Source organism: Chryseobacterium sp. Marseille-Q8038 (assembly GCF_965111995.1).
Window position 1 is genome coordinate 2,310,238 of sequence record NZ_CBCOPN010000001.1, and the last position, 12,447, is coordinate 2,322,684.

General features: G+C 36.8%; 12 protein-coding genes and 1 tRNA gene. 4 read left to right on the forward strand and 9 right to left on the reverse strand.

Going from position 1 to position 12,447, the window contains the following annotated elements:
• Positions 1-85 precede the first annotated feature (85 nt).
• The 6 genes from ACWPWS_RS10680 to ACWPWS_RS10705 form a co-directional block, all read right to left on the reverse strand.
• Positions 86-1,429: an ammonium transporter gene (locus ACWPWS_RS10680; RefSeq protein WP_454046475.1), complete on the reverse strand. Its 1,344-nt coding sequence runs from the start codon at positions 1,427-1,429 to the stop codon at positions 86-88.
• A gap of 108 nt (positions 1,430-1,537) precedes the next feature.
• Positions 1,538-2,179, reverse strand: a complete 642-nt coding sequence (locus ACWPWS_RS10685) for an alpha/beta hydrolase (protein ID WP_454046476.1) — start codon at positions 2,177-2,179, stop codon at positions 1,538-1,540.
• A gap of 98 nt (positions 2,180-2,277) precedes the next feature.
• Positions 2,278-2,904 (reverse strand): YceI family protein, encoded by a 627-nt coding sequence (locus ACWPWS_RS10690; RefSeq protein WP_105683938.1) that lies wholly within the window; start codon positions 2,902-2,904, stop codon positions 2,278-2,280.
• Positions 2,905-2,982: 78 nt separating this feature from the next.
• A complete protein-coding gene (locus tag ACWPWS_RS10695; RefSeq protein ID WP_047377096.1) occupies positions 2,983-3,549 on the reverse strand; it encodes a YceI family protein in 567 nt (188 codons plus the stop codon).
• A 143-nt stretch (positions 3,550-3,692) separates the two neighbouring features.
• Positions 3,693-4,742, reverse strand: coding sequence for a glucokinase (locus ACWPWS_RS10700; RefSeq protein WP_209785510.1), 1,050 nt, complete (start codon positions 4,740-4,742; stop codon positions 3,693-3,695).
• 116 nt (positions 4,743-4,858) lie between these two features.
• Positions 4,859-5,422 (reverse strand): membrane protein, encoded by a 564-nt coding sequence (locus ACWPWS_RS10705; RefSeq protein WP_047377098.1) that lies wholly within the window; start codon positions 5,420-5,422, stop codon positions 4,859-4,861.
• Between the two features lie 386 nt (positions 5,423-5,808).
• On the opposite strand from ACWPWS_RS10705, the gene ACWPWS_RS10710 reads away from it, so the two are divergent.
• Both ACWPWS_RS10710 and ACWPWS_RS10715 read left to right on the forward strand, forming a co-directional pair.
• Entirely contained in the window at positions 5,809-7,191 is a 1,383-nt protein-coding gene (locus ACWPWS_RS10710; RefSeq protein WP_454046477.1) for a DUF1800 domain-containing protein, read from the forward strand.
• A gap of 166 nt (positions 7,192-7,357) precedes the next feature.
• Entirely contained in the window at positions 7,358-8,542 is a 1,185-nt protein-coding gene (locus ACWPWS_RS10715) for a DUF1501 domain-containing protein (protein WP_454046478.1), read from the forward strand.
• A gap of 397 nt (positions 8,543-8,939) precedes the next feature.
• Here ACWPWS_RS10715 and ACWPWS_RS10720 read toward each other — a convergent pair whose 3' ends face one another.
• From ACWPWS_RS10720 to ACWPWS_RS10730, 3 genes are all read right to left on the reverse strand, one after another.
• Entirely contained in the window at positions 8,940-9,077 is a 138-nt protein-coding gene (locus tag ACWPWS_RS10720) for a hypothetical protein (protein WP_454046479.1), read from the reverse strand.
• Positions 9,078-9,142: 65 nt separating this feature from the next.
• Complete coding sequence (locus ACWPWS_RS10725) at positions 9,143-10,159, reverse strand: helix-turn-helix transcriptional regulator (RefSeq protein WP_454046480.1); 1,017 nt, start codon at positions 10,157-10,159, stop codon at positions 9,143-9,145.
• A 59-nt stretch (positions 10,160-10,218) separates the two neighbouring features.
• Complete coding sequence (locus ACWPWS_RS10730; protein ID WP_105683933.1) at positions 10,219-10,554, reverse strand: HopJ type III effector protein; 336 nt, start codon at positions 10,552-10,554, stop codon at positions 10,219-10,221.
• A 159-nt stretch (positions 10,555-10,713) separates the two neighbouring features.
• Here ACWPWS_RS10730 and ACWPWS_RS10735 point away from each other — a divergent pair, with 159 nt between their 5' ends.
• A complete protein-coding gene (locus ACWPWS_RS10735; RefSeq protein WP_454046481.1) occupies positions 10,714-12,096 on the forward strand; it encodes an RtcB family protein in 1,383 nt (460 codons plus the stop codon).
• A 106-nt stretch (positions 12,097-12,202) separates the two neighbouring features.
• A tRNA-OTHER gene (locus tag ACWPWS_RS10740) sits at positions 12,203-12,314 on the forward strand.
• The last annotated feature ends 133 nt before the right edge of the window (positions 12,315-12,447 follow it).

Sequence of the window (12,447 nt, forward strand, 5' to 3'; positions counted from 1 at the left end):
GAAGGAAGAATCTTATTAATAACCAGACGCATAAGATTCTTCATTTCATTCAGAATGACATTTTTGAGAAAGCCTGCTGTTTTTATTAACTGAAACTTTCCTCATGTTGAGAAAGATCAAGTCCTTTGTTTTCAGACTCTTCAGAAACTCTTAGGGTAATTATTGAATCGGTAAGTTTATATAAAATGAATGATCCAAAAAATGTAAAAACAGAAACCAAAACCAAGGCGGCCATATGATGAAGAAAAACATCCACTCCTCCATGAAGCAGACTGGCATTTTCCCCATGAGCAAAGACAGCCGTAAGAATCATTCCCATAATCCCTCCTACTCCGTGACAGGCAAAAACATCCAGTGTATCATCTATTTTCTTTAATCCTTTCCAGTTGACCATCACATTTGAGACGATAGCCGTAATAAATCCGATAAAAAGACTTTCCTGAATGCTTACAAAACCACATCCGGGAGTAATGGCCACCAGTCCTACTACAGCTCCGATACAGGCTCCCAAAGCCGAAACACTTCTCCCATTGATTCTGTCAAAAAAGATCCAGGTCATCATTGCTGAAGCAGAGGCAATAGTAGTTGTTCCAAAGGCTGTAGCAGCAGAGGCAGAAGCGCTCAAAGCAGATCCTGCATTGAATCCGAACCATCCGAACCACAACATTCCTGTTCCTAAAAGTACATACGGAATATTGGAAGGCTCATGATGCGGATTTTTTCGGTTTCCTACCACCAAAGCTCCGGCAAGCGCGGCAAAACCGGCGCTCATATGCACCACCGTTCCGCCTGCAAAGTCTTTTATCCCAAAATATTTGTTTAAAAGACCATCAGAATGCCACACCATATGACAAAGCGGTGTATAAATAAAAATGCTGAAAAGGACGATGAAGAGTAAATAAGAAATAAAACGAACTCTTTCCGCAAAAGACCCGGTAATAATAGCAGGAGTAATAACTGCAAACTTCATCTGAAACAAAGCAAACAGGATAAAAGGAATCGTAGGGGCCATCAACTTATGAGGTAGATTTCCTACTCCGCTAAAAAAGGGATAGCTTAACGGATTTCCAATAATACCATAATGTTTTCCGGCAATCGTAATTCCCAGAGACTCACCGAAGGATAAAGAAAAACCGACTACTACCCAGACCATAGAGATGACTCCTAAAGCAATAAAACTCTGCAACATCGTAGAAATCACATTTTTCTTCCCCACCATTCCCCCATAAAAAAAGGAAAGTCCGGGAGTCATCAGCAAAACAAGTCCAGCTGCAGCCAGAATCCAGGCTACATCGGCTCCTACAATTTTATCTTCGCTTAAAAATTCTCCTGTATCAGGAATATCGGCAACCGGATTCCAGAACAAACCTCCAATGGCAACCAGTGTGATAACAGAGAATGAAACCATCCATTTTAATCCTATTTTCATAAAATTTATATTTAACCCCATCAAATTTAAATATAAATTCCATAAAAACTACATTTTAAAACAAAACACCCCTAAAAAAAACACTATCTAACAAATAATATTATAAATCTAACAAAACACCTCATTCAGTATTTTAGAAACTTCTTTAGATTTTGTAGCAGGAAAAAGATGGGTTCCTCCCTTCACCACGTAATCCGGATGGGAATAACGGATGGGGAAAACGATGTCTTTATCACCAAGAATCTGAATCACGTCAGGATTTTCTTCAAACTTCCATTCAGAAACTTTTTCTACGGACCATTTCAGGTAATAAGGATCTCTTACTTTGAAATATTGTAACAGTTTTGGATTTTTTGGATCAAACAGCTTTCGGACAACAGCATATACATTGGCTGCTTTATCATTGAACAAGCCTACAGGAAGTATCCTCGGGATTTTGGTCATCTCCCCGGTTTTTATGAATTTGGACTTTTCCTTATCGGATTTTATACTTCCAAGGATTACTACTTTCTCTGCCGGTTTTAATTGATTAATCTCCTGTACAATAATTCCTCCAAAAGAATAACCCAACAGGCAGAACGGCTCTGAGTCATCTACTTTCTCCGCCATTCTTTTAACATAGGCATCGAAAGGCTCATTTTTTTCAGGAATAAGCCAGTCTATAAAAATCAATTCACAGTGTTCGGGAAACTCTATTCTTTCAAGTACCTTGAAGTCTGCTCCCAGACCGCTTACGATATAAATTTTCATACTACTAATTTATAAAAATACCGGGAAACAGAGAATAGCTGCAAAAAAAATGAGACGTTCCCGGGAACATCTCATTTCTATATTGATCATATTGGATCTTATTTTTTCTTCTTCTGAATTCTATTTTCGTTATCCAGCATTTCAGTAGTCACTTTGAACTGAATATCCATTTCGTTCTTAATGAAATAATCTTTCAATGAAGACTGATAGAATACTTTAAAGTCCCTTCTGTTCAGAGAGAACTTTGCAGACTCAATAGATGTGGTAAACTGAGTAACGTATACATTTGCAGGGAAAGAGATTGTTTTTCTCACTCCTTTAAGGGTAAGGTCACCATATACTGTTGAATTGTATTCACTGTTTGCTAAAGGAATAATTTTAGTCAAATGGAATTTTGCAATAGGGAATTTTTTTACTTCGAAGAAGTTCGAGCTTTTCAAATCGTTAGTAAGCTTGATTTGATCTTCGTCAGAAACATCTCCCGCCATCATACTTCTCATATCTATTACAAACTCTCCATCTACCAGAACCGTATGGTCAAAGTTGAATTTTCCGCTTTTTAACTTTACTGTTCCTGAGTGGGAAGTTTCTTCGGTTTTTACCACTTTATACCCCCACCATCTGATCTCTGATGAAGTCACTTTAGCCACCTTATCAAATTTCTTTTGGGCAGAAACAAATGATATGCTTGCGCACACCATAGCAAACAATAGTAATCTTTTCATTCTTTTTTATTTACAATTCAACAAAAATAAAAAAAAGTGTAGAACTTCTACACTTTTAATAATCTTTTTTTGATTAATTTATTGAGCAGTTACCTTTACAAGCATATCAATATCATCTTTCACAAAAACATCCTGCATGGTAGACTTGTAAGCTACGTCAAATTTTTGTCTGTCGAAAGAGAATTTGTTTGATACTAAACTTACTACTCCTTTGCTGTAAGAAATCTTAGCAGGGAAAGAGATTGGGCTTGTTTTTCCTTTTACAGTAAGGTTTCCTGTTACAAGAGAGTTATACACTTTATCGTTGTTTTTCTTTACTCCTGTAATTTTGAAGCTTGCAGTTGGGAATTTTTCAACTTCAAAGAAGTCACCATTCTTAAGGTGTCCGTTTAATTTTTGCTGATATTCTCCTGTAAGGTCAGTAGAGCTGATAGAAGTCATATCCAATACGAAGCTTCCGCCTACCAATTGGTTTCCTTTCATTACCATGTCTCCGGACTTTACTTTTACAGTACCATCGTGAGAGCTAGCCTCAGATTTTGCTACTTTATATCCCCACCAGTGTACATCAGACGCTACTACTTTTTTTGACTGTCCGAAAGCTAAACCACCAGCTAAAACTGCTAATAAAAATATTTTTTTCATTGAATAGAGTTGTTTACTTATTTAACAGTACAAAGGTAGCATCTTATTCAATAGATTTCATTGATGTATATCAATAAAATTTATTATTTTCATGAATAATATCATCCCATAAAAAAACTCCGGAGAAATCCGGAGTCCTTATTTTATAGCTGATAGTAAGCGGTATAAAGCGCTATACCATTTAATGCTGTATGATTTTGCTTGACCAGATAGATGGGAGTATTTTTAAGCATCTCCTCCATTTTATCACTGATCTTGAATTTCTCATAGAATTTCGCTTTGTCTATATATTCTGCGATCATCTGTGGAATATCTCCGGCAATCAGTAGCCCTCCGGTAGCTTTTAATTTTAAAGTTAAGTTGTTCGCTTCTCTTGCCAGAAACTCAAGGAAAGTATCTAAAGCGATTCTGCAGATCAGTACATTTTCCTCTACAGCAGCTTTATATAATTCCTCCACGAAATTTCCCTGTGCAAGACGTTCTCCCAGCCATTCCGGCTCAGGATGTCTTTTCACATCTCTTAAGAATCTGTAGATATTGAATAATCCTGATTTCGAAAGTACATTTTCCCAGCTTACAATACCATAGATATTATTTAAGAACTGGTAAAACTCAACTTCTACGTTGGTTCTTGGTGAAAATTCCGAATGTCCTCCTTCTGTTGCGAAAGGTCTCAGGTATTTTCCGTCAAAGAAATATCCGGCTTCCCCTAATCCGTTTCCGGGAGCAAGAACTGCCACATTTCCTTTTTCAAGATGTCCGCTGGTATAAATAGCTTCAAGATGATTATCTTCAAGAAGAGCCATTCCGTAAGCAGAGGCTTCCAGGTCATTCAGCATTTCTACTTTTTCAAACCCGAAATCACGGGCATATTCTGCTACATCTAAATTCCAGCCCAGCCTTGCAGGACTGCTTTTCCCGTCAAGTACAGGACCCGGCACTGCCATTCCCAGACGTTTTACGTTTTCCAGCTGATTATCCTGAATAAACTTCTTTAAAATATCTGAAAAAGAAGCATACTCTTTGGTTGCAAATTTATTTTCTACTTTTATCTCAAGACCTCCGTTACCGGAAACAAAATAGCCTAAGATTGTTATATCTTCACGAAGACTTGCTCCAATGATAGAAACATTATCATTATTACTGTTCTCTACTCCTGGTAAATAAAGTGGAAATTTTGGATTCAGAATCATAACCTCAAATTTTACCAAATATAATAATTGTTTTTGTAAATCCTGCACAGAACAAAAAAACCTTTCCACTTTCGTGAAAAGGTTTTGGTTAATAATTGTTTATATATTAAATCTAACTACTTTCCTAATGGAATATTGTAACCGAATCCTACGCCGATATTCCCCACATTATAGTCCTGACCCGGCAAATCTCCTTTTGTCCCTACAAAAACCTTTTGGTATTGTACGAAGAAATTCCAGTCTCTGTTGTGATATCCGATCTCGGGTTTAAGGTAGAAACCTCCGCTTGCTCTTTCAACATTAGTGTTTGATGCCACTGTTTTGTCTCCAACAAGGAAACCATATCCTAAGTCTGTTCCGAAATAGAAACCTGTTTGTTTAGGATAAATTCTGATTAAAGCTGCTACAGGAACTACTCCTACATCATTATTTTTATATCCGTTGTTTTCTTTACCGAAGTAGTGAGTATATCCTGATGCGATACCTAATCCGAATCCTGGTGTAATCAGGTTTTGGTAAGCTACATCCACTCCTACTGCAGCAGAAAGATTATCTGCGGGAACTGCTAAACCAACATTTGCACCTACCTTGATCATATTATTCATTTGAGAACTTTGGGCGCTTGCGATACCTGCTGTTAAAATACCAGCCAGTACTATTGCTTGTTTAAACATTTTCATAACTCTAATTTTTTAATTTTACTAAACAAGAGGATGTAAAAATCATGCCAAGCACGGGTTTTTCTTTGATTTTAACATTCAAAAAACTCATAAAACAATGAATATCAAATGATTATTTTTAACAAAATTTAAATATTTGTTTAACAAAAATTATCAAAAAATGATAGCTAAAAAGTGAATTAATTAAAGGATGGAAGAAAGGAAGCTGGATGCTGGAAGAAATACACCTCCATAAAGTCAACTCTATTTCTACGATACAAAACTTTCCGACCCCAAACTTCCTGCCTCCTGCTTCCTGCTTCCAGTCTTAAAAACAATATTAACAAACATTAACCCGTTGTTATTTTAACCTTTTTCTTCGAAATACATCAAAAAATAAATTCTTCATGATGGCTGATTCATTATTAAAAAACAAGCATCTTCTTTGGCGTGCAGGTTTTGGTGTTGGTATTCATCAAATTGATGATTTGAAAAATAAAAACATTAAAACGTTAATGAATGAATTATTTAAAGAAGACCGCTTCAGTGAAATTACTTATGATACTCCTGATCCGGTTTCGGTGGCTGATTACATGAGCAGTACCACTCCTGCAGATAAGAAAAAAGAGATGCAAAGGATTAACAGGGAGCAGAATAATGAACTGAATCTGAACTTTCTGAATTCCATTGTTAACAGTAAGGAACAGATGAGGGAAAAGATGGCGTTCTTCTGGCATGGGCATTTCGCATCAAGAGTGATCAATCCAAGGTTCAACAAACAGCTTTTGAATACGATCAGGAAAAATGCACTGGGAAATTTCAAAGATCTGCTTTTTGAAGTAAGTCAATCACCAGCCATGCTTAATTTCCTTAATAATCAGCAGAATAAAAAGGATCATCCTAATGAAAATTTTGCCCGTGAAGTGATGGAACTGTTTACGATGGGCAGAGGAAACTATACTGAAAAAGATGTAAGAGAAGGCGCCAGAGCCTTTACAGGATGGAGTTATGATAAAGAAGGGAATTTTAAAGAAAGAAAAAATCTTCATGATGAAGACCTCAAAACTTTTTTAGGAAAAACCGGAAATTTCGATGGAAATGATGTCCTCAATATCATTCTGGAACAGAAAGCTACCGCACAGTTCATTACCACAAAGATTTATAAGTTTTTCGTCAATGAAAAACCAGATCAGGATATTGTCAATACGTTGAGTGCAAATTTCTACAATTCAGGATATGATATCAAAAAACTGATGACTGAGATCTTCTCAAGCTCATGGTTTTATGATCAGAAAAATATCGGGAATCGAATAAAGTCTCCTGTAGAATTGATGGCAGGGATTATGCGGATTCTTCCTATGCACATCCAGAATCCGGAAAACCTTATTGTATATCAGAAATTATTGGGACAAATGCTGCTTTATCCACCGAATGTAGCGGGATGGCCCAGCGGAAAATCATGGATAGACAGCTCAACACTGATGTTGAGACTTCAGATTCCGCAGATCTGGTCCGGACTTCGCCCTTTGGAATACAGTCCGCGACAGGATGATGATATTGACATGGGAATGAAATCCCGTGAAACTGCTTTAAATAAAAGTTTTAAAAACCCGAATATTACCATCGACTGGGATCGTATTGAGCAACTTTTCGCCAATAAAAACTGTGAAGACTACCTTCTCATGAGCACTCAAAGCCTTGATATGAACTCTGTAAAGAATTTTTCTGATAAGAGTATAAAAATGAATGTCATCAACCTGATGTCTACCCCGGAATACCAGTTGAGCTAGGTAGGAGATTTTTAGGTTGCAGGTAGCAGGTAATAGCTGTCGTAGTATAGCTTAATTACCATTTACTTATCTTTTACTGTTATAAAAATAAATGCCAGTAAAAATGCAGCCTAGTCCTACAACCTGCTACCTATCATCTGCCACCTTAAACCCTAAAAACAAAATTATGTTAATCAAAAGAAGAGAATTCCTCAAAATAAGTTCATTGGCTACCGCTTCTATGCTGATGCCCAATTTCTTAAAGGCAATGGCGTTGGATGAGGCTCTGAATCCCAATCAGAACATTCTGGTGGTTCTCCAGTTTACAGGAGGAAATGATGGCTTGAATACTATTATTCCAGCTAAAAATGACATTTATTTCAGGGAAAGGAAAACGTTGGCCATTCAGAACTCGATACCACTTACTGATGAAGCAGGCATCAATCCTTCACTCTCTTATTTTAAAGAGCTTTTTGATAATGGGGAACTTTCTGTGATGAATAATGTAGGATATCCCAATCCGGACAAATCCCATTTTCGAAGTATGGATATCTGGCAGTCGGCAAGCAGAAGTGATCAGTTTCTGGAAACAGGCTGGCTTGGGCGTTTTCTGGATGAAGAATGCTATCGTTGTGACCATCCTACCCAGGCGCTGGAAGTGGATGATATGCTCAGCCTTGCTTTAAAAGGAGAAAACAATAAAGCTTTTGCATTTAAAGATCCTAAAAGACTCTACCAGACCAGTCAGGAAAAGTATTTTAAATCACTCTACGACCATCACCACGATGATGAAACGGTATCTTATCTTTATCAGACGTTAGGTTCTACCATCAATAATGCCGATTATATTTTTGAAAAAAGCAAAGCTAAAAAGACGGAACAGATTTATCCCAACTCCTCATTAGGAAAAGACTTTAAGACGGTAGCTTCTTTAATAAAATCTGATATCAATACTCAGGTATACTATATTTCTGTAGGAAGTTTTGATACCCATGTCAATCAGAATGACCGACAGAAAAAGTTGTTTGACGATATCAATGAAGCCGTAAAATCATTTGTTACCGATATGAAAAGTAATGGACTGTTCAAAAATATCCTGCTGATGACATTTTCAGAATTCGGTCGCCGTGTTGCACAGAATGCCAGTAACGGAACCGATCACGGAACTGCCAACCAGATGTTCTTTATCAGCGGAAACCTTAAAAAGAAAGGTCTGTTGAATGTACTTCCTGATTTACAGAACCTGAATGAAGGCGATCTAATCTATAAAGAAGATTTCAGAAAAGTATATGCAACAATTCTTAAAAACTGGCTTAAGGCAGATTCTTCTAAAGTACTGGGATGGAAGGATGGTATTTATGATTTTGTATGATCTATCGAACCACAAAAGCGTTTGAACACTTAAGTTATTTTAATTTACTACTACATGTTTAAGAAGTACACTTAGGTTTTTGAAAACCGATTTTCATACTGTAAATAAAAAGGTTTAGATTCCTCCGGAATGACAAACTGTGTGGATAGACCATCATTACAATTGTGTCATTCCGTAGGAATCTAGCCGCAATCTCGCAGAAAAAGTATAATCCCGATCAATATCTCAACTGAAGGTGTGAAAATTCCCCTCCTCCGGAGGGGTGGCAAAAATTCAAAGAATTTTTGACGGGGTGGTTTTCAGCGTTCACCAAAAATATCCATTAACAAAAAAAAGAGACTGTACATAACTCTGACAGTCTCTTTTCAATAATTTTAAATTTTAACTACTTGTACGTTTAAGCCGTAATCTGCTTTGGTCCTTTATCTTTCTGATCTTCCTTTTTATCAAGTTTCTCAGATATTTTTTTAACAATATATTCTATCGCTATGGGTGCTATGATGGCAATTAATGCTTTAAATATTCTTGATTTCATAATATAATATGGTATTGTTAAGTTATTAATACAATTTCCAAGCCAAGATAAAATGGACAAAAAATTTAGTTTTCATCAGGAACAACCAAGCTCTGATAGTTTTTGCTTCCAGCACTGAATTTTTCTCCCATTTTCACTCTTAATTTTCGGGGTTTGTGAACAATCAAGCCGTCCCCAAATCCAAGCAGTAATCTTTCCAGTTCAAAATTAATCTGAACACAAATTTTAAACAGGGTACCTTCATCGTCTTCCTTAATAATCTCCTGACTTTTATGCAGCGGCTTTGTTTTCACATAAGGTGCATTTCCCGCATCTACCCAGAAAATCACATTCCTCGGATCCATTGATTCTGAGACGGTAACTCCTACAATATCTTTAAAGTATTCATCTCCATCCAAATCTTTATCAATATACAGGCTGTCATCTGTTTCAATACGCTCCATTCTGTCCAGTGCCAGATTGTACATTTTCTGTTTGTAAAGGCAGATCAGAAACCAACGGTTGTTGAATTCCTTCAACAGCTGTGGATGTACAGTAAATACATTGGATTCTCTGGCCGTAAAGCTTTTGTAAAGAATCTTCAATACTTTTTTATTGGCAATACTTTCATACAGAATATCAATATGCTCCAGCCCTTTCAATTGTTCATTTTTATCTAAATGAATAATAGATTTTTGGTTGGTAGCATGGATAGAGTCTTCCAGTTTCTGAATAACACCGTTCATTTCTTTGAACATAGAAAAATCCTTGAACTGTTTCAGAATCTGCACCGCATTATTCATAGCCTTCAGGTCACTTTCATTCACAGAGATATTATGAATACTGTATTCCGGATCACTATAACGGTAGTATTTTCTTTCGTAGACTTCAATAGGAGCTTCATATCCGAATTTTTCACTCCGCATATTCTGAAGATCAAGCTGAACGGTTCTTTTACTTACATAGGACTCTTTTCCCTCAAATTCAAATAATGCTTCTGAACATTCATCAATGAGATCTTCCAGCGTATATTTCCTGTATTTGTTTTTAAGACATTTATCTAATGTTTTATACCGGATCAGAGCATTTTTATTGGATGACATACCTTAGTGTTTAATGATGTGGTGTTTTTTAAATAAGAAATTTACTTTTTTCTTAAAAATTATTTTTCTTTTAAAGCGTTTTCGTCAAAAGTAATTCCTTCCCAGCCAGATTTCATGAAGTTTCGGATATTCTGGTGATCAGTTCCATCAGGATGTTTCAAAACATCATCTCTGTAATACTCACCAAAAAGCCAAAGAGTCTCCTCTTTTGTCAGATCCTGAATGCTTGCGAAGCTGAACACTTTACAAGAACCATTGTTCTGCCCTGCCTGATTGGTTGTATCACCGTTCTGAAAAGCGGTAGGAGTAAATTCATAATGTTCATCAATATGAGCGATAACATCATTAAACTGGATAGTTTCCGGGAAATGTTTTAATTGTTCTAATAATACCATGAGCCTTGTTTTTTTTAAGTTATAGAGTATTTTTACGAATCTGCAAAGCTGCTTTTCGTCTTGTTATTAAACTTTTTGTAAAAATAATTAAAATTTCTTTATCTACGCAAAACTATTGCGCAATAATGATATTACTTTGCATCATCAAAATGAAACAACATGGAATTTAATGGAAATCATTTAATCGAATTAGGATATAGACCCGCAAAATGGTTTAAAGATGCCATTAGCTATATCAACGAGAATAATCTGGGTGAACATGAGATCGCAGAATATCTGGTACAGTTCAAACAGCCGGATATAATTCCGCTTCATGAAACAGCTAAAGATTTTATGATCAACATACGGGCGGAGCATGAAAGTGAAAATGATAATGTGGAAAAAGTAATCAAAACGATGAAAGTTCTGATGAAAACCCCAACTCTGGTTGGCGGAGCTTTAATGCCTGATGCCTGCCCGACAGGTCCTGAAGGTCAGATTCCCGTAGGAGGTGTGGTAGTAGCACAAAATGCCATTCACCCGGGATTCCATAGTGCAGATATCTGTTGTTCTGTGATGCTGACAGATTTTGGAAAAACAAATCCTAAAGAGGTATTGGATGCAGCACATGCTATCACCCACTTCGGATATGGAGGAAGACCAAGAGGTGAACAGATGCCGATGTCTCAGGAACTGATGGATGCTTTCAGAGAAAATGACTTCTTGAATGATGAAAAACTGATCAGCATTGCCCGTTCTCATATGGGAACTCAGGGAGACGGAAACCATTTCCTTTTCGTGGGGATTTCTAAAAATACAGGAAATACCATGATGGTGACACACCATGGATCAAGAGCTCCAGGAGCTGCTTTATACGATAAAGGAATGAAGGTTGCCAACCGTTTCAGACAGGAAATCTCCCCTGAAACATTGAAAGAAAATGCCTGGATTCCTTATGATACTGAAGAAGGTAAATCCTATTGGGAAGCCCTTCAGCTAATAAGACAATGGACAAAAGAAAACCATACTTCCCTTCATGATGCCGTGCTGAATAAGCTGGAAATGGAAAAGGAAAACAGATATTGGAATGAACATAACTTTGTTTTCAAGGATGGAGACCTTTTCTATCATGCAAAAGGAGCCACTCCACTGGATGATAAATTCATGCCTGATATTACGGGACCAAGACTGATTCCGTTGAATATGGCAGAACCGGTACTGATTGTTCAGGGAAAAACGAATGAAAGAAACTTAGGTTTTGCACCGCATGGAGCCGGAAGAAATTTCAGCAGAAGCCAGCATAAAAGATCTTTGGCTCATAAAACAACCGAAGAAATTTTCAATGAAGAAACAGAAGGATTAGATATCCGTTTCTACTCTAATGAAGTTGATATTTCTGAGCTTCCGAGCGCTTATAAAAGTGCTAAGAATGTGAGAGCACAGATCGAAGAATACGGACTTTGCGAAGTTCTGGATGAAGTGATGCCTTACGGGTGTATTATGGCTGGAGACGTTGAGAAGAATGCTCCATGGAAGAGAAAGAAGAAATATAGAAAAGCATAATTCTTAATTTAATTAATAAACCTTAAAGGTTTTCAAAAAAACTAATAACCAAACCTTATGGGTATAAAAGCCTGTAAGGTTCATGAAAACGTTTTTCATAACGGCAGGGGCAGTAGCTCAGATGGTAGAGCAACAAGAATTACTTTTCGCTGCAGGCACATAAAGTTCCTATAAATCACCAGGTTTGTGGGTCACAGGTTCGAGTCCTGTCTGCTCCTCAAAACAATGAAAATGTGTATATTCACCTATCAGTCATTTTCATATGTTAAAAAATTAAAGGCAAAGAAAGTTCCTATATTTTGGACCTACTTTCCGCTTTTTCACTCATTATCAGGCAAAGGGAGTTCCTAT